The 17,877-nt window shown below is 62.0% G+C and carries 18 protein-coding genes; 10 read left to right on the top strand and 8 right to left on the bottom strand.

What is annotated here, in order from left to right; genetic code table 11:
• Nucleotides 1–71: 71 nt before the first annotated feature.
• Together J2W94_RS09095 and J2W94_RS18175 are read right to left on the bottom strand one after the other, a co-directional pair.
• A complete protein-coding gene (locus tag J2W94_RS09095) occupies nucleotides 72–650 on the bottom strand; it encodes a hypothetical protein (protein ID WP_310092400.1) in 579 nt (192 codons plus the stop codon).
• Nucleotides 651–745: 95 nt separating this feature from the next.
• On the bottom strand, nucleotides 746–1,183 hold the full coding sequence (locus J2W94_RS18175; protein WP_430540595.1) for an OmpA family protein: 438 nt from the start codon (nucleotides 1,181–1,183) through the stop codon (nucleotides 746–748).
• Nucleotides 1,184–1,623: 440 nt separating this feature from the next.
• Between J2W94_RS18175 and J2W94_RS09090 the strand changes: the two genes are divergently transcribed.
• From J2W94_RS09090 to J2W94_RS09070, 5 genes are all read left to right on the top strand, one after another.
• On the top strand, nucleotides 1,624–2,775 hold the full coding sequence (locus tag J2W94_RS09090) for an SPFH domain-containing protein (RefSeq protein WP_310092398.1): 1,152 nt from the start codon (nucleotides 1,624–1,626) through the stop codon (nucleotides 2,773–2,775).
• 28 nt (nucleotides 2,776–2,803) lie between these two features.
• Nucleotides 2,804–4,126 (top strand): TFIIB-type zinc ribbon-containing protein, encoded by a 1,323-nt coding sequence (locus J2W94_RS09085; RefSeq protein ID WP_310092395.1) that lies wholly within the window; start codon nucleotides 2,804–2,806, stop codon nucleotides 4,124–4,126.
• The gene (locus J2W94_RS09080; protein ID WP_093284932.1) at nucleotides 4,123–4,383 is read left to right on the top strand and encodes a hypothetical protein; all 261 of its coding nucleotides are present in this window, start codon (nucleotides 4,123–4,125) and stop codon (nucleotides 4,381–4,383) included. Before J2W94_RS09085 ends, J2W94_RS09080 begins: the two co-directional genes overlap by 4 nt.
• A 271-nt stretch (nucleotides 4,384–4,654) precedes the next feature.
• Nucleotides 4,655–6,073, top strand: coding sequence for a M20/M25/M40 family metallo-hydrolase (locus tag J2W94_RS09075; RefSeq protein WP_310092392.1), 1,419 nt, complete (start codon nucleotides 4,655–4,657; stop codon nucleotides 6,071–6,073).
• A 150-nt stretch (nucleotides 6,074–6,223) separates the two neighbouring features.
• On the top strand, nucleotides 6,224–6,895 hold the full coding sequence (locus J2W94_RS09070; RefSeq protein ID WP_310092390.1) for a CPBP family intramembrane glutamic endopeptidase: 672 nt from the start codon (nucleotides 6,224–6,226) through the stop codon (nucleotides 6,893–6,895).
• 84 nt (nucleotides 6,896–6,979) lie between these two features.
• Here J2W94_RS09070 and J2W94_RS09065 read toward each other — a convergent pair whose 3' ends face one another.
• The 4 genes from J2W94_RS09065 to J2W94_RS09050 form a co-directional block, all read right to left on the bottom strand.
• Nucleotides 6,980–8,107, bottom strand: a complete 1,128-nt coding sequence (locus J2W94_RS09065; protein ID WP_310092388.1) for a Gfo/Idh/MocA family protein — start codon at nucleotides 8,105–8,107, stop codon at nucleotides 6,980–6,982.
• 173 nt (nucleotides 8,108–8,280) lie between these two features.
• Nucleotides 8,281–8,661 carry a hypothetical protein gene (locus tag J2W94_RS09060; RefSeq protein WP_310092387.1) on the bottom strand — a complete coding sequence of 127 codons (381 nt, stop codon included), beginning with the start codon at nucleotides 8,659–8,661 and terminating at the stop codon, nucleotides 8,281–8,283.
• A gap of 88 nt (nucleotides 8,662–8,749) precedes the next feature.
• Nucleotides 8,750–9,073: a DUF2004 domain-containing protein gene (locus J2W94_RS09055; RefSeq protein WP_310092385.1), complete on the bottom strand. Its 324-nt coding sequence runs from the start codon at nucleotides 9,071–9,073 to the stop codon at nucleotides 8,750–8,752.
• A gap of 69 nt (nucleotides 9,074–9,142) precedes the next feature.
• Entirely contained in the window at nucleotides 9,143–9,469 is a 327-nt protein-coding gene (locus tag J2W94_RS09050; RefSeq protein ID WP_310092382.1) for a hypothetical protein, read from the bottom strand.
• 299 nt (nucleotides 9,470–9,768) lie between these two features.
• Between J2W94_RS09050 and J2W94_RS09045 the strand changes: the two genes are divergently transcribed.
• The 5 genes from J2W94_RS09045 (at nucleotide 9,769) to J2W94_RS09025 (ending at nucleotide 15,187) form a co-directional block, all read left to right on the top strand.
• A complete protein-coding gene (locus J2W94_RS09045) occupies nucleotides 9,769–9,957 on the top strand; it encodes a hypothetical protein (RefSeq protein WP_310092381.1) in 189 nt (62 codons plus the stop codon).
• Nucleotides 9,958–10,775: 818 nt separating this feature from the next.
• The gene (locus J2W94_RS09040) at nucleotides 10,776–13,436 is read left to right on the top strand and encodes an FG-GAP-like repeat-containing protein (RefSeq protein WP_310092379.1); all 2,661 of its coding nucleotides are present in this window, start codon (nucleotides 10,776–10,778) and stop codon (nucleotides 13,434–13,436) included.
• Between the two features lie 266 nt (nucleotides 13,437–13,702).
• Complete coding sequence (locus tag J2W94_RS09035) at nucleotides 13,703–14,113, top strand: DUF6152 family protein (protein WP_310092376.1); 411 nt, start codon at nucleotides 13,703–13,705, stop codon at nucleotides 14,111–14,113.
• Nucleotides 14,110–14,625 carry a hypothetical protein gene (locus J2W94_RS09030; RefSeq protein WP_310092374.1) on the top strand — a complete coding sequence of 172 codons (516 nt, stop codon included), beginning with the start codon at nucleotides 14,110–14,112 and terminating at the stop codon, nucleotides 14,623–14,625. Before J2W94_RS09035 ends, J2W94_RS09030 begins: the two co-directional genes overlap by 4 nt.
• Before the next feature lie 349 nt (nucleotides 14,626–14,974).
• A complete protein-coding gene (locus tag J2W94_RS09025; RefSeq protein ID WP_310092372.1) occupies nucleotides 14,975–15,187 on the top strand; it encodes a hypothetical protein in 213 nt (70 codons plus the stop codon).
• Between the two features lie 81 nt (nucleotides 15,188–15,268).
• Here the strand turns inward: J2W94_RS09025 and J2W94_RS09020 are convergent, their stop codons facing one another.
• Both J2W94_RS09020 and J2W94_RS09015 read right to left on the bottom strand, forming a co-directional pair.
• Nucleotides 15,269–15,652, bottom strand: coding sequence for a hypothetical protein (locus tag J2W94_RS09020; protein WP_310092371.1), 384 nt, complete (start codon nucleotides 15,650–15,652; stop codon nucleotides 15,269–15,271).
• A 285-nt stretch (nucleotides 15,653–15,937) separates the two neighbouring features.
• Nucleotides 15,938–17,764, bottom strand: a complete 1,827-nt coding sequence (locus J2W94_RS09015) for a hypothetical protein (protein WP_310092369.1) — start codon at nucleotides 17,762–17,764, stop codon at nucleotides 15,938–15,940.
• Nucleotides 17,765–17,877 lie beyond the last annotated feature (113 nt).

The following is a 17,877-nucleotide window of genomic DNA, read 5'->3' as shown; positions in this document are numbered from 1 at the left end:
TCTTTCGAGCGATTGTCATAGCGGCATAATGCCTGAAGTAGGCCGAGCGTGGACGAACCCGTTATACGTCCCTACCAAACCTTCCACCATGGCTTTGCCGAGGCGGTTGGGCGCAGTTGCTGCAGCACCTCAAAGGGATCGGTCTTGGCGTCTTGAATGTCCTCATCGTGGCGATACGAGGTGATGGCTTTAGCTAGCGCGACTGGCGCATCATGAAGGTAGTCTACGTCCGCGTCCGCGCCACCGGAATCGTCTTGTTCTTTCTTTAGCGATGCGTAGATGTCGTTAAACGCAGGCGGGACGTTGCCGTCTGACACTAGATGGTAGATATCTTCTTGTGCATCGTGTTCCACGTGCCATGCTCTCGCGCCATTTTCGTGGCAAGTAGCAGAGCTGAACATCACGTGTTCCTCGACCTGGCACGACACGACACTGCACCCAACAGATAGATCGCTCAGAGCTCTCTCTGAGACGATAGGCGAATCGAAGCTGTTGGCAAAGACGAGAAACCAACCTCCTTGCAGGGAGGCGCATGTGAACGGAGATTCCGGAAATTCCTCCGATTCTCCAGTGCGAGTGAAGCCCAACTCATCAAGCACCTGTTGCGGCTCCTTGCCTGAGACAGCGAGCCAAGATATTGCGAAGCCCATCGGAACTCCCCTGTACGTTCAATGCCTGAACTGAGCCGGCCCGCGAGGCGGGTTCGGCTTGAATGAATTGTTAGGCAGCGGCTCGTACAAGCCAACTACCTCCACGTGTAACTGATGTAAGCACGCCGATTGGATGCGCGGCCTGCATCAGTCCCATTGTCTCCTATGGGGCGAGCGGCACCGTAGCCGAAAGGCGATGAGAGCCGTGACGAGGGTACGCCTTGTTGAATCAGCCAATCATGCACCGCTTGAGCGCGACGCTGAGAAAGCGCGACACAACTAGAACCAGAGCACTCGTGACTGTCAGTGTAGCCCTCAACGCGGAGTGGTTCGGTTGCCGGAAACTTGGCGATAAGACCTAAGTCGTGCCGAAGAGCGTCGTTGGAACGATCATCCGCCAATGACGCAATCAGATCGTTGTCCGAAGAGGGCTGGCCTGCCTTGAAGTTGACGCCAATGAAGTCCGCGGGGTCGGCAAAATATCCGGCGCGAGGGTCATGGCCAGCGGAGGGCGTAGCGGCACAACCCGACATCGCGAGCATTGCAAAGAATGTCAAACGTACACACATTGTTTCACCGCTGCCTAACTACGATTAAACCTCAAAGTGAGGTGTAGCGTGGATTGTGTGTGTGGCCTAGGAGGCCCGTCAATCGGACGTTGCCTGCACGACACAAGGATTACGGCGATATCGCAGGTCGGCAGGGCATGCAACATTGTGGTGTGGGCGCTTACCGGCACGGAAGCCGTCTAATGCCTCTTGGATCGCTGGCGAACGCCCGCTGTGGGTTACGGATTTAACCGGCCGGTCACAATCGCGAGCGCCAGTGAAAAACCAAGTGCCACTGGAGACCTGAGTGCGCCGATAGTTGGCCATCCATGACCTTTTGCACGCATTGGGCCCACCGCCCGGGAATGTATAGTACGTCGGGTATGGCGGGTACCTTGCCCGGCCACGAATCACGGAGAGATGTCATGGGTCTTGTGCAAGCAGTGACGGGTGCGGTCGGTGGCATGCTCGGCGACCAGTGGAAGGACTTCTACACGGTGCCGGACGGCCTGCCGTCGACGGCGGCGTTGTTCGCCGCGGTGCCGCGCGGCACCAACGCCGGACGCGGCTCCAACACGCACGGCTCCTCGAACATCATCACCAACGGCTCGAAGATCGTGGTGCCCGAAGGCTACGGGCTGCTGCTGTTCCAGGACGGCAAGATCACCGGCTTCGCCGCCGAGCCGGGCGGCTACGAATGGCGCTCGGACGACCTGAACTCGCAATCGATCTTCGCCGGCGACGGCCTGGTCGGTCCGCTGATCAAGCAGAGCTGGGAGCGCTTCAAGTTCGGCGGCCAGCCGGGTTCGCAGCAGGCGGCGTTCTTCGTTTCGCTGAAGGAACTGCCGGAGAACCGCTTCGGCACGCAATCCGAGATCTATTGGGACGACGGCTTCCTCAATACCCAGGTCGGCGCGGTGACGCGCGGCTCCTACACGTTGAAGATCGTCGATCCCATCCTGTTCGTGAAGAACTTCGTGCCGGCCAGCTATCTGCAGCCCGGCCAGATCTTCGACTTCACCGACCTGGACAATGCCGCCGCCGGCCAACTCTTCAACGAAGTCGTCGGTTCGCTGGCGCCGGCCTTCAGCCTGTACTCCAACGATCCGGCCAAAGGCAACCGCATCACCAAGCTTCAGCAGGACTCGCTCGGTTTCGCCAAGAGCCTGTCCGACGCGGTGGAGAACGGCTACCAGTGGAAATCCGAACGCGGCCTGGCCATCGTCAAGACCGCCATCGTGTCGATCGAATACGACGCCAACACGCGCGAGTTGCTCAAGACCGTGCAGCGCGCCGATGCGCTGGCCGGTTCGCGCGGCAATTCCAACCTGCAGGCTAGCGTCGCCCAGGGCATTCAGTCGGCGGGCGAAAACGGCGGCGCCGCGGGCCTGGTCGGCGTGGGCATGGCCTCGGGCATGCTCGGCGGCGTCGGCAACCTGCAGCAGCCGGTTGCGCCGGCCGCACCGGCCGCCGACGACCCGGTCGCCAAATTGAAGAAGGCCAAGGAGATGCTCGATCTCGGCCTGATCACCCAGGACGATTACGACGCGCTCAAGGCCAAGGCACTGGGTCTCTAAATCGCGCACCACGAACCGCCCAACCTAAATGTCGAATACCAATAGTCCGCCGCCACTGCCGCCGCCGTTGCCGCCCGTCACCGGCCCGGGATCGCCGCAGGACGTGCCGCCGCTGCCGGGCCGCCTGCCGGTCGACCCGGCCACGCTGCCCGAAGCGATCCGCGAGGAACTGCTGGCGCCCGACCCGGTCGCCATCGACACGGCCGCCGCCGAGCTCAAGGACGGCCTGAACCGCTGTCCGAAATGCGGCGCGACCGATATCCGGCACAAGCCCGGCAGCGACCTGCTGGTCTGCCTGTATTGCCGCAACGAATGGGAGGGCGCGCGGGTCGAGGAGGAGTTCGGGTTCGGCGAGGGCATCGGCCAGCTCAAGGGTACGGTGATCGCGTCCGGCGCGCGGGACATCGCCGCCGACGCCGCCAGCCTGATGAGCTTCAAGTGCACCGGCTGCGGCGCCGAGGTGACGGTCAATACCGACAACGCGATGACCGCGCGCTGCCACTGGTGCCGGCACGTGCTCGGCGTCAACGAGCAAGTGGCCAACGGCGCGGTGCCCGACGCCGTGCTCCCCTTCCATATCAAGAAGGACGACGCGGTCGCGCGCATTCGCCAGTTCGTGGACAAGCGGCGCTTGTTCGCGCTGAAGGCATTCAAGGAACAGTTCACGCCCGAGAACGTGGTCGGCGTCTATCTGCCCTACATGATCGTCGACGGCAACGTGAGCGTGGACGTCGCCGGCCAGGGCGAGATACAAACGCGCGAGTACACGCGCGGCAGCGGCGACAAGAAGAAGACCTACTACGATGCCGATGTGTACCAAGTGGAGCGGCACGTGGACTTCACGGTGGACGATTTGCCGCTGGAATCCTCCACCGAACGCGGCAACCTGGATACCAAGACCAACACCAACAACATCATCAACACCATCCTGCCCTTCGACACCAAGAACGCGGTGAAGTGGAACGCGTCCTACCTGTCGGGCTTCACCTCGGAGAAACGCAACACCGACGTGGAGCGCCTGCGGCCGCGCCTGGAAGATCAACTGCTGTCGGTCGGTCGCGCGCAAGTCGAAGGGTCGGTAAGCCGCTACGGCCGCGGCGTGCGCTGGGAGCAGGAACGCCTCAGCGTCCATGGCACGCGCTGGGTGTCGATGTACCTGCCGGTGTGGCTGTATTCGTACCACCAGCCGGGCGCCAACGGCGGCATGCTGCATTACATCGCGGTGAACGGCCGCACCGGCGAGACCATGGGCAGCGTGCCGGTGCAGCAGTGGAAACTGCTCACGGCCGCGCTGACGGTGGGCACGTTCCTTGAAGGCATCGCACTCTGGATCATGGTGGCTGCGTCATGAGCGACGACAATGGACTCTGGCTGCTCGCCATCGGCCCCGCCGGCGCCACGGCGCTGTATTGGGCCCTGTACCGTTATTACCGCAACACCGACAAATCGCACGCCTTCGAACGCGAAACGGCGGTCGAGGCCCAGCCGGTGACCGGCTCGGACGAGAAAATCGGCGAGAACAACGGAACGCGGGAGACCAGCATCTCCGGCAATAACGTAAGCGCGTATCGCACGCGTGTGGAGCGTGTCCGGGACGATGCCGGATAGCGAGACGCGCTTCTCGCGTTTATTTACACGCTCGCTCGACGTCGACCGCAGCCGATCGAGTTTGCTGCTCCTGTCTCGACTTCAGGCCGTAGCCAGTCAGGCCGGAACTCGCACTGCCGCTACCATGACCCACTTACCACTTCCATGCACGGGCACTCGACATCGATGCCTACGACGCTGTGGTGTTGCGGTAGTATCGGAAACGCCGCTCACTGGCGTCGGCGCAATCGACGCCGACCCGCGTGTTCGGACACTACCGAAGGAGAAGTCGATGAAGGCATTGATCGCGCTCGCTGCTGCTGCGCTCGTGGCGTTTCCGGCGGCGGCACAGGTGCCGACCGGCACGATGGGGGAACTGCGTCCGGACCAGAAGCAATTCTTTGAGCTTTACAAGGAACTGGTGGAGACCGACACCACGGTCGCCAACGGTAGCTGCACCCAGGCCGCGGAGCAGATCGCGGCGCGATTGAAGGCGGCCGGCTTCGCCGACGACCAGGTCACCCTGTTCTCCGTGCCCGAACACCCGAAGGAGGGCGGGATCGTGGCGATCTATCCCGGCACGTCGACCACGCTCAAGCCGATCCTGCTGCTGGCCCATATCGACGTGGTAGCGGCCAACCGCGCCGACTGGGAGCGTGATCCGTTCAAGCTGATCGAGGAGAACGGCTACTACTACGCCCGCGGCATCGCCGACGACAAGATGATGGCGGCGACCTGGGCCGACGCCCTGATCCGTTTCCGGCAGGACGGCTACAAGCCGGCGCGTACCGTCAAGATGGCCCTGACCTGCGGCGAGGAGACCGATACCGCGTTCAATGGCGCGCAGTACCTCGCCAACCACAAGCGCGAGCTGATCGATGCGGCCTTCGCGCTCAACGAAGGCGGCGGCGGCGACACCGATGGCAAGGGCCACCTCGTGGCGCAGTCGATCCAGGTCGGCGAGAAGATCTACCAGGACTACAAGCTTGTTGCCACCAACCCGGGAGGACACAGCTCCCAGCCGGTGCGCGGCAACGCGATCTACGCCGTGTCCGACGCGCTGCTGAAGATCCGCGAGCACGAGTTCCCCGCCGAGTTCAATGCCACCACCCGCGTGTTCTTCGAGCGTGCGGGTGTCGCGCGCAAGGACGCCATGGGAACGGCGATGGCGGCACTGGCGAAGGATCTGGGCGACGCCGACGCGGCGGCGGTGGTCAACACCGACAAGGGTTTCCATTCGATGCTGCGCACGACCTGCGTGGCGACCATGATCGACGGCGGCCACGCGGTCAACGCGCTGCCGCAGCGGGTGGAAGCCAACGTCAACTGCCGCATCTTTCCCGGCCATACGCCGGCCGAGATCAAGGATCAGTTGGCCGGCATCATCGGCAATCCCGACATCTCGATCGAGCTGGCGCGCAAAGACAAGCCACTGGCCAAGTCACCTCCGCTCGATCCGGCCATCATCGGCCCGATGGAGGCGCTGAGCGCGAAGTACTTCCCCGGCGTGCCGGTGATCCCGTCGCTCTCGACCGGTGCGACCGACGGGCTCTACCTGTCGGCGGTGGGAATCCCGACCTACGGCGCACCAGGCATGTGGGGCGACCCCGACGGCAACGGCGTCCATGGCCTCAACGAACGTCTTGAAGTGCGTTCTGTCTACGTCGGCCGCGATTACCTGTTCGACCTGGTCAAGGCGTTGGCAGAGTAGAGAGAACGCGGTCAATCGCGGGCGTACGGGAACCCCCCGCGTTCCGCAATTGTCTTGGGTCGGACGCGGAATTCACTGATTGCAGTGCGCGGTGTAGCCTGATGTCTGTTCACTTTCTGCGCAAGAAATGGCGGGTGGCCCACTGACCGCATGGAAGATGCCCCGTTGACCCCTTCCCGGCCGGCGACCGCACAAACGTTGCTGGTTGCATTCGGCAGTCTGTGCGTATTGCTCGCACCGCACTTCGGCGTGCCGATGTTCCTCTATCCTTTGCTTGGGCTCGGCCTGTGTGCCGGGATGCTGCGATATCAGCGGCTCGGGTTTGCCGACATCGGGTTTCGGTGGCGGGCATTGGGACTCGTGCCGCTGCTGGTGGGTGGCACGCTCGGCGTGGCCTACGCGATGGCCAACTACGCGGCGATCGGTCCGATGCTGGCTCGTCTGTTGGGCGAGCCGCCCGATCTTTCCAGTTTCGATTTCGTGCGCGCGCACCTGTCCGGTTACCTGATTGCCCTCGCGTTGGCCTGGGTGATCGGCGGGTTCTATGAAGAGCTCGTATTCCGCGGGTTTTTGCAGGCCATGCTATTGCGGCACCTGCCGGCGTGGCGTGGGCGGCCGGTGGTGGCGACGACTCTCGTCGTGCTGTTGTTCGCCGCCTATCACTTGCAGCTCGGTGCTTTCGGCGTGGCCAATGCGCTGGTATTCGCAGTGTTTGCGGCGGCAGTGCGGCAGCGCTGGCCGAACAACCTGTGGTACGTGATCAGTTTCCACGCCTGCGCCGACATGACTGCCTTCACGTTGATGCATCTGGGGTATTTGTAATCGCGGGCCGTACCCGGGCTACGTCGCGGCAGAAGCCATGGGTTGATGAAACCAACCCAGCCTACCGGGCTACATCACTTCCTTTTAGCCTAGACGCAGCTCCTGCTTGCGGCCGGTTCCGCAGGCGGCATAGATGGCATCGATGATTTTCAGGTCTTTCAGGCCTTCTTCGCCGTCGACAGGGACCACGGGTGTGTTCCCGTCAAGCAGGATGCCGGCCATCTCGTCCATCTGGATAGTCTGGTGCATGGCGTGCGGCTGCGTGAGTTCGCCCTTGTGGGTACGACCCTCGATGGGGCCATAGCCCGTGGCAGGCTGCAGCTCGGCGAATCCCTGTTCGCCGGTCATGAAAAAGCGGTCCAGATGGTTCATCTGGTAGGTGGACAGGCAGGAAGCCACCGCACCGCTGGGGAAGCCCAGCTGGAACTGGATGGTTTCGTCCACCCCTTCCTTGAATTTGACCGGGTCGGTCTTGGTTTGCTGCGCGGTCACCCATACCGGGTCTTCGCCCACCATGTAGCGGGCGCCGTTGATGGCGTAGATGCCGATATCCATCAATGACCCGCCGCCGGCCAGCGCCTTATTCAGCCGCCACTGGTCGGGGTCGCCGATGCGGAAGCCGCACAGGCCCTGGAAAAACGAGATGCTTCCGAAATCGCCCGCCTTGCGCATGCGGATCACTTCCAGCGTCTTGGGCTCGAAATGCATCCGATAGCCCACCAACAGCTTCACGCCGGCGTCGGCGCAGGCGTCGACCATGTCCTGCCCTTCCTTGGCGTTGACCGCCATCGGCTTTTCGCAGATGACATGCTTTCCCGCCTTGGCGACGCGGATCGCCTGATCGCGATGGAGCGCGTTGGGGGTGATGATGTAAACCGCATCGATGTCCGGATCGTTCTTGATGCGGTCGAAATTCTCATAGTCGTACCGGTTCTTTTCCGGCACGCCGAACTTCGTTCCCCATTCCTGGAGTTTGGAAGGCGTTCCGCTGATGAGCCCGGCGACCTTGGCGCGCTTGCAGGACTGCATGGCTTCCGCGACCCGGGCGGCATAGCTGCCCAACCCCATCAGCGCGACGCGCAGCGTCTTCCCCTGGTGGCTGCCGGTACTGGCGCGATCGGCTTGGGCGAGTGCCCGATAAGGCGAGAGCAACGGCACGACCGCGGCCGATGCCACCAGTTTCTGCAGGAAGTTGCGACGAGGGTGATCCATTGTCATGGCGATTGATGAGGTTTGTGGTCCACGGTTGAACTGTACAGGCGGATTGGCCCCGCATCACGGATAGGATCATTTGCAACAAATGACAGCCTGCCCACGAGCCCGCTCCCCGACGCCCGACACCGCCGATCCGCGAAGCGGGTTCGGCTTGAAGGAATCGTTAGCCGTCATGCCCCAAAGTGGAAGCGCACGACGGCCATACATAACGCGAACAAGTAGCCGTAAGAAAAACGGTCTATCCGGAGAGTTTGTTGTCCACGTCGAGAGCGCCATGCACCCATTGCAGCCATGGCCAGGCCAGCCAGCACAGGTGTCACGGCCAGATTAACCAGGCGCCAAATCTCCCCCTGCACCAAGGGCTCTGGCAACACGAACAGGCTTATGCCACCAGCCGTTGCGCCAAAGATGGCGTAGCCGATAGCAGCGAGCCACGGGTTGGGCGGCTTGCGGAATGGTTCGGTAGTGGAGCGCAGCCCGATCTCCGCCAGGAGCTCGACGACGACCTGCAGCAGGAACTCGGCAAAGAACTCAAAGAGAAGTTCGAGCAACTGAGATCTCCGTGGTGATGGTTAACGCCTGACACAGCCGACCCGCGAAGCGGGCTCGGCTTGAATGAATTGTTAGGCAGACATACGATCAACTCTCCATTGAAATTTCATCGATCTCTCCGGCGTCGTCAAAGCGAACGGAGAGAACGTAGTCCGTTACGTCTCCAGGGAGCGAAAAGTCAAAGTTTTCAATGTCACCCTCGCCCCAGTTGGACTTGAGCTGGAGCAGTCTGAGCACCGCAGCTGGATCGGGTGCATCAGTACCGGTGCGCTCTTGCCAGTAGTCCTGAGGAAGTTCTTCTAGGTGATGCCCGACGAACATGGTGGTGCTGAACTCGCCCGCCTCTGTTCCATACGCATTACGGATTGCATCGAGCGCCAGCTTTGCACGCTTCTCAACTTCGTCTGCCATGATCTCTCCTTGTCTGCCTAACGCCTGAGTTAAGCCGAGCCGCGAAGCGGCTTCGGCTTGAATGAATTGTTAGCTGCCGGCCAGTGTGCGATCACGGAGATCGGCATAGATGCTCTCCAAATCCTGCAGCGTGCCCGGTGTTAGCTCGTCGGAGATCAGGGTAATGAACTCAGTTTTTGCCGGATCAAACTCCTCGAGATGCCGAGTCACCTCGCCATTCGGCATTAGGTGGAGCTCCATCGATCTGAGGTGGCCGGTAACAACAGCGCCAAATCCCTTTACATCACCATGCGGCCACCACGAAAAGTACTCCCCCGCCGACTCCATGGCTAATCTCTCCTTCTCGAGCCAGGCGAACTGAGCTTTGTCGTCTTGAAGGAACGTAAGAATGTCCATGGCAGCTAACTACGACTAGACCCCAAAGTGGGGTGTAGCTCGGATTGTGGGTGTGGTCTGGGAAGACCGTCAATCGGGCTTTGCATACACGGGACAAGGAACTACGGCGATATCGCGGGTCGGCAGCGCATGCGGCATTTCTGACTGGCTCGCGGGCCGTCGCGTTCGCCGAAGCCGCTGGTGACTTCCACGGCTGCCCCCGTCCGCGGGCAGCCCTCCCCGGACGACGCAGCCCGTCCTCACGCCATCAGTACGGACGCCACCTACAATCGCAGCGTCCACAGACAGGAGGCACGCACATGTCATCGTTAGCGATCTATATCTTGGGTATGGTGGTGTTGATCGGTGGTTTGGCCTATGGCGCGCATCTGGCCGGCCTGGCCCCGCAATGGATAGGAGTGGGCGCGATCGTGCTGCTGGGCATCGGCATCGTCACCGCGGTGTCCCGGACCCGGAGCAAGGATCCGCCCGCCAGCCCGGGTCCCTAAGCCCCGCCCACCGTCGGCGTCAGGTTGGCGTAGGCCAACGCCAGGTTCCAAGGGATGGATGAACGCAGCGGTCCTCAACAGCGAAACTGGCCTGCCCTTACGTGCGCTCCCTCGCCGCCGGATTCCGCGTGGTAAAGAGTTGCCTCTATTTCACAGACCCTGCCGCGCGAACAATTCGATGCCACGGTCGCCCAAAACAGGGCGGCCGCCAAAACCAGCCACCGGTTAATTCTTCTATGCAATGCGCTTTCCCAAGCGTATGAAACATTTTCGCGCCAGAGACCGCGTGTGCCACCAGCATTAGCGACTGGTGGCTCCTTCCCTGGAGCCGTTAATTCGTTATTGTCCGTAGGTGCGTCGGTTCACGGCAACGTAAATATTTCACACAACAGTATCGTTGACCTCTGTCGCTGCATCGTTTCCAAAGGCATGACCGATCATCTTCGACGAAACTAACCAAATCTTTCTCGAGGTTGCAGATCGCGGCATCGCCAGCTAGGCCGGCAAAGCCTGCCAATCTCCTGGGACTGCGTGGCGCTGGGTTGATGGAGCCGACCCAGCCTACGAACTAGGTGTCTGATCCCCGTAAAGCCATTCTTTTTTCATCACGTCTGACACGGACCCTTGGGCCACAGGCCGGGTTAGCGCCTCACCGAATGGATGTGGAGGCGCGGGCATTCTTGGCAATCTGATATTCTCGAGATGGGGACAGGGGAGTGAACATGGGACTTAGTTCTGAAGTCTTGCGCACGACTGACAAGCGTGCGTCGGGGAAGAGTGGCGTTTCCGGAGTCATTCGACTGCTTCTTCGAGTCGGGGTGCTTCTGCTATCGGCAGGCATGGTTCAAGCGGCCGCGCCCAGCGACCCCATCATCACGTTCGTGGCCGGTGGAGGAGTGCCCGGCGTTCTGGGCGACGGCGGACCCGCAACATCGGCATATCTCGATGGCGCTTACGACATCGAGATGGATGCCCAAGGCAACCTGTACGTAGCCGACAAATACAACTATCGCGTGCGCAAGATCAGCGCCGCCGGCACGATCAGCACTGTGGCCGGCAACGGAACCGATGTGTACGGTGGGACCAATATTCCCGCCACCAGTACCGGAATGGTGCCTGCGGGAATCGCGCTGGACGCGGCAGGCAACCTGTACATAGCCGACGCCAAGAACGCGCGCGTGCGCAAAGTATCCACCGCCGGCATAATCACCAACTTCGCCGGCAACGGCATACCTGGTTATGGCGGTGACCGCGGTCCTGCCTATTCGGCGTCGATGTACGTCCCCGATGACGTGGAAGTGGACAAGCAAGGCAATGTCTATGTGCTGGACATCGGGTTTCCGACAGTGCGTAAGATTGCGCCCGACGGAATAATTTCGACGATCGTCGGCGACGGTCAGTCCGGAGCCTCTGGCGATGGAGGGCCCGCGCAGCAGGCTCGCATCTCACCGGCCGAAGGCATTGATGTCGACGACGCCGGCAATCTTTACATCGCCGATACCAGAAACAACCGAGTTCGCCGTGTGGATACCGCGGGGGTAATACGTACCGTGGCCGGTGGCGGTACCTTCAGCGACGATTCGGTCGCCAAGAACCTCGTGCTGTCGGCACCGATGGATGTGAAGGCGGATGGGAGAAACAACCTGTACGTCGCACTGTCCAGCAGCCTGGTGAGAATGGTGACCGAAAGCGGTGCGACCCAGATAGTCGCGGGGACGCTAATTCCTACCTCAGCTGAAGGAGAAGGTCAGTGTGGATGGCTGGGCGACAATGGTCCGGCAAACCGTGCGTTGCTTTGCAACCCGACCAGCGTGGAGCTGGACGCCGCCGGCAATCTGTATATTTCCCAGCTCGGCTCGATCCGGAAAGTGACGCCGGTTCAGCCCGTCATGCCTCCTGGTCTGAATGCGTTCTCTTCCTACTCGTCTCCCCTCGTGCAAGACACCGTCGTCTCCATCGTCAGCGGCGACGTGAACGACGACGGTCGCGACGATGTCGTTTATTCCACCGCACAGGGTTCCAACCCCGATGCGGCGAAGGACTACCGCGTCAACATCATGCTGCAGACCGCCAATGGAACGCTGGCGGCACCGATAGGCATTGCATATGCTCCGCCAACAACGTCGCCCTCTTCGCAATACCCAAACGGCAGCCTTGAGCTGGGCGATTTCAATAATGACGGAATCCTCGATATCGTTGTCAGCCATGAGAAAGGTATAGGCCTGGTAGTGGGAAAAAGGCAGGCTGACTTCGTTCTAGGCTCCTTCAGTGGTCAATTCAACATGCCCACCGGGGAGCTGATGGCGATCGACATCAACCGGGACGGAAAGCTGGACATCGTCGCGAAGAGTCTGTCGAGCACATCGGCGACCAACGAATGGCCCGGCCTTGGGTTGTACTTCGGCGATGGCCAGGGTCAGGCGTCGGTCCGTAGCTACATGGCGTTTTCGGACTCGCTCGGCCAGCTGCGCCAGGGCGATTTCAACGGCGATGGATGGAACGATATTGCCTCTTCATTCAGCGACTTCCTCATCACCAACGGCGGTTCCGACGGCGGTGCGGTGGTGTTCTTTAACAACCGCAACATGGGATTCCAGCAAGCGACGAAGACTTACTCTGTCGACAGGCAGCCCAACCTCAATGCTTCAGTGGGCGATTTCAATGGCGATGGCCGCCAGGACGTGGTTACCGCCTTTGATGGCGTCTCCGGGAATGCGGCTATCAATTTGTACTTGCAGGGGAATATGGGACTGCTGCCGCCTGTGCGCGTTCCTTCATATATGAGTCCCGAGAGGATGTTGACTGCCGACATGGACGGCAATGGCCGCGACGACCTGTTGGTAATGCACTACGGGCACGACGCGCTGGGATATTACACACAAGCCGGAGCGGGCTTGGTCAGGGAGACGAAGTACTACGTCCCTTACGCCAACTCCCCCAGCAACGCAGCACAGCCGGCGATCGGGGACGTCAACGGCGACGGTTACAAGGACGTCGTCGTATTCGATTACAACCCGGGTATATCGATTCTCTATGGAACGGGTAAGGTCACCGGACTCAACCTGAGAATGAATGGCTCGCAGGCGCTCGTTCCCGGCGGGGCGAACCAACCCTCCACGACGGGCAATGGCGCTACCCAGGCCTTGGTCCCAAGCCTTTCCGCGACCAATGAAAACAATGCCTCGGTGGCTAGGAATTACGGGTCGCGCGCATTGAACTTTGCGCATCTCGTGTGGGCGTATACGTCCAATGCGTTTCGCGCCAGGCAGAGCACGGTGCTGCGCGCGTTGGCGGAACGCAACCGCTTTTTCGGGTCAGGGCTGGGCCTTATGGCCCGGCGCATCGTGCAGATGAAGCACGTATCTTCGTCAACGAGGGGACCTGCGGTCGATGCGAGGGTCCCGGCTCCCGCACCGGTAGCCGGGAGCATTCGCATCCAGCAGGGAGAGTGGCGAACCGTTTGCCAGCGAGCACCTTAGATTTGGGCTTGATGTTGGTGAAAAAGACGTCTTGCGAGGGTCGCAGGCTGGGGCGATAAAGGAGTCGGAGAACGTATGCGATTGAAGCGGATATGTTTTCTGACCCGACGATGCAGATAGCAGCATTGTGGCATCGCCAGCTAGGCCGGCAAAGCCTGCCGAGACGCTTCACGTTCCGCTCTTCGTCTTACGCTAAGGTGGCGCCGCTGCCGATACCGTGGGCATCGCCCGCGTCAACGGCGGCCGACGTGAACGAGGAGACGAACATGACGATCAAGACCAAAGCAACGAAAGTGAACCGTCGGTTGCGCGGCCTGGCGACGGGGGTGCTGCTGGCGATGGCTGCCGTATCGGCACTGGCGCATCACGGCTGGTCCTGGGCGGAAGAGAAGCAGACCACCCTGGAAGGAAAGATCCTGTCGGTGTCGATGGCGCCGCCGCATCCGCAACTGCAAGTCGAAGCTGGCGACGGCAGCCGCTGGCAGATAGACCTGGCAAATCCCTCGCAGACCGAGCGCTCCGGCTTCACCGCGAAGAGCGCCAGCGCTGGCGACAAGGTCACGGTGCTGGGCAATCGCAACAAGGAGCCGGGCAAGCGGCACATGAAGGCGGTGCGCATCACCATCGACGGCCACAACTACGACCTGTATCCCGAGCGGTTGGTCGACATGCCGTGAACACGGCCGCGGCTATTGCGGCTATTGCGGTTATTGGTCCGACGGTGGTGGACTGGATCGGCAACTGGCCGGGCGCGCGCTGGCTTCAGCAGTCGGGTACCGCCTACCTGTTGGTCAATGCCGCACATATTCTTGGCCTGGGCCTGCTGTTGGGCGCAATCCTGCCGCTGGACCTGCGTCTGGTGCTGGGGCGGACGCAGCCTGCGTTGTCCGAGCTGGTGCCGCTAGCGATACGCACCGCCGCCGCGGGCCTGGTGCTGGCCCTGCTCACCGGCGCCTGGCTGTTTTCGGTGAATCCCGGGGACTACCTGGACAACACGGCCTTCCGCTGGAAGCTACTGCTGCTCTCGTTGGCGCTGGGCAACGTGGCGGTCCAGCACCGGCACTGGCGCTCGGTCGAACTGCCGGAGATGCCGCGCGCATTGCCCGTGCGCGTGCGCGTGTTGGCAGGGACGTCGGCGCTACTGTGGATTGCGACGTTGGTCGCGGGGCGGTGGATCGGATTCGTTTGACGGTTGTTCAATGCGCCGATGTCGGAGCGGCGGGTGCGGTGAGTTGGGTTTCCGTCTTGTCGCCATCACCAGGTGACCGAAAGCGGACGCTGGCTACGGCGCGAACCCTCCTCGCCGCAGCGGGCCGCGTGGCCGCCTTCCGCAGGAGCACACGTTTTTTAGAGTGAAGGCGCCGGATGCGGCTGGCAGGCGGTCGAACAGGGGGACACGCCTCACGCATCCGGCGGAGAGGGGGATAGCACCCCGGCCGCCTGCGGTTTCTTCAGCGCATCGTCGGCGTGGGTTGTCGGGGAACTCGGCCGCAGGCAAGCCCGCGGGTATGCCTGCTTTCCCAAGGGGTATGCGCACCATGAACGACAACAACGGCTTCGCAATCCGTCAGGCGGTATTGGGACCGCTGGCCTTCCTTTCGCTGCAGCATCCCGCGCGCGACAGCACGCCCGCTGCGCCCAGCAACGAAGAGCGCTTCCGCGCCTACCGCAATCTGCTGCCGGCCATGCCCGGCAACAACTACGCATGGGCTTTTCGCCACGCCGCTCTACACAACAACACGGGCGGGTGAGCACGCGGCGCCCGCGGTGCCTCGAGGGCGCACCGCGGGCAGGGGGCATCTATCGTGCGGGCTTCATCAGCTTGCGACCGCTCATTCCACCTTGCGCAGCCGATGCTGCGGCCGCTCGCACACAAGCATCTCTCCCGGCGCGGTCACCGTGCCGACGGCCTGCACGCGATCGCCTGGCTTAAGCGCCTGCACGTCGCCGAGAGGCGGCGCCTTGCACAGGTTCCAGCGTGCGGGCAGTTGCACGCCGACCGTGCCCGCGGCTGCGCTGGAAACCGTGATCACCGCATTGCCGTCGTAGGCCCACGGGTCGGTATCGACGCGAACCACTTCGCCGTCGATCGTGGCCTGCTGCCCGACTACCAGCGCGTCGCGTGCGGGCGCGACGGCGCAAGCGGACAACGCGATGAGCGTCGCGGACAACGCGAACAGACGGATGAGAGGCGCGGTGCGGATGCATTGGATCATCGGTGGAGCTCCGGGAGGAAGGGTGTCCGTTCCGCTCCTTTTTACCGCATCCGGGATTTCGATGTTTGAGCGACGCAGGCTAGGTCGGGGTCACCGACCCAGCCTAGAACCTATCTCAAATTCCACAAGTCAATGTTTTCTGCCCGTCGTCCCCGCGAAGGCGGGGATCCAGTGACTTTAAGCTACTGAAAAGCAAAGGCGCGGGGTTCCCGCCTTCGCGGGAATGACGATGCTAATTCTTATCAATCTGACTTTAAGATAGGTTCTAGTTAGTTACTGCGGAATCTACCTTCGCTTCTTGCCCGCCACCTTGGCCGGCGTCTGCTTGCGAGCCGGCTGTTTTTTACCCAACTGCTGTCGACCAAGCGCTTCCGGCTTGGCCTGCTGCGCGGCGGCGGCCAAGGCCTTCAGGCTGCCGGTGAGCTGACGCGTGGCCTTGATGCCTTCTTCAAGCTCGGCGGCGGCCAGCTCCAGATGGCGTGGCAACAGTTCCAGCAACTGCTTCTGTACGTTGAAGTACGATTTCTCGTCGGCTTCCCCGTAACGCTCCAACTGCTGCGTCGCGGCGATGGCCAGCGTGCCCAGCAAGACCTGCCGACGCAGCTGCGCATCCGGCAGCAAACCCTGTCGCCAACTGTCCAGCGGCTTGATCTTGCGCGACAAGGTTTCGGATACCGGGTCCCACGGGTCCAGCTCCGGCATCAGCTCTTCCCAGATGCGCGGATCGAATTTCCAGATCGGGTAGAGAATGATGGGCAGCAGATGGAATTGCACGCAGAAGCCGCGCACGCTGTTGAAATAACCCTCGGCCAGCTGCGCGAATCCCAGGATGTGGCGCAGGTCCAGCGTCTGCAGGTATTCGCCATGGAAGCGTGAGCCCTTGAATTCCTCCCAACGCGGGTTCAACCGCACCGCCTGCGCCAGTTCGTTCAACCATAGGAACCGCGTGCGGTGTTTGGGAATCAACCAGTACACCAGGTTGCGGTAGTACCACATGATCTTTTCGTAAGCCGGCACCGGCGTGTCGCCCGGGCCGGAGTAGAAACCCTTCGCCTTGCTGGGATTGAGCCCGGCGAACGACGAAGTGGTGCCGATCAGATTGATGTTGACGAAGTGGTGCCAGGTGGCGTCCACCACCGCCCGTCCGATGTTGGCGCGATGCCCGTCGTAGGCCGCGATGACACCGAAAGAGTAGTTCCCGCTCATCGGCGAGATGGTGAACGGTGCGCCGAATTCCTGGTTGTAGGTTTCATGCGGCAGCACTTTGGCATCGGCGATGACTTCCGGTTCCACCTGCACGCCGTCGGTGCCCAGCGGATATTCCGGTTTGCCGCTGCGTCCGGGCAGGTCCTCGTTGCGCGACAGATCGCTGGGGACTTCGCACCAACCTTCGTGCATATGATCGGGCAACACGTTCACCCGGCCCAGCGGCGAACACAGCAGCGGATGCGGCAGCGTTTTGCGGAACCAACGGCTGGAGTACACCGTGTAGGAACGCGTGCTGATCGGCTGCGGTTCGCCATCGGACTGGTCGTTGAACTGATACGGATAGACGATGCCGTTGTTCGTGCCGCTGTCGGTGCCGCGCTGCAGGGTGTCGTGGCGGTCGGCTTCGGTGCCGCTGGGCGCCACGGGTCCGCCATGCGGTCCGGCGACCGGCGAAGCCCAGCGACGCATGCTGCGCACGCGCGGGATATGCTGATTGATGCTGGCGCCCAGATCTTCGTGATCCCCCACGGCGAGGAAACCGCCGCCTGCTTCCATGAAAGCGGCCACGGCCGCGGCTTCGGCCTGGCGGCTGGCATCGGAGCCGACCGGATCCTCGGACTTGGAGGCGATCGACAGGAAGAAACACATGTCGAAGCCCGCCAGGCTGGCCGCGCTGAAGCGGAAGCCATACAGATCCGCGCCGATCGGATGGGTCGCCTGCGGTGTGCCGGGAGAGGGATTGGCGCTGCGATGCGCACGCGTGATTTGCAGGGTGAAGCCTTGCCAGTCGGTGTCGTTGAGCACCTTGACGAATTCGCCGAGATGGAACTTGTGCGCGGTGGAATTGCTGCGTTGGAAGCCGCCGTCATCGTCGGTGACGATGAGGACCTTGACGATAGCCATGAATGAATCTCCTTGGGATGGTCATGCGCCCATGGCGCGTGAGTGCAGGCCTCCATCGTCGCCCCTGTCGTCCTGGTGGGGTGCCTGCTTATGGACAAACGCGGCTGCGGCGG

The organism is Pseudoxanthomonas sacheonensis, from assembly GCF_031455975.1.
Taxonomy (GTDB): domain Bacteria; phylum Pseudomonadota; class Gammaproteobacteria; order Xanthomonadales; family Xanthomonadaceae; genus Pseudoxanthomonas_A; species Pseudoxanthomonas_A sacheonensis_A.
Note: the sequence above shows the minus strand (reverse complement) of the source record. Positions and strands in the feature narration are given on the sequence as shown.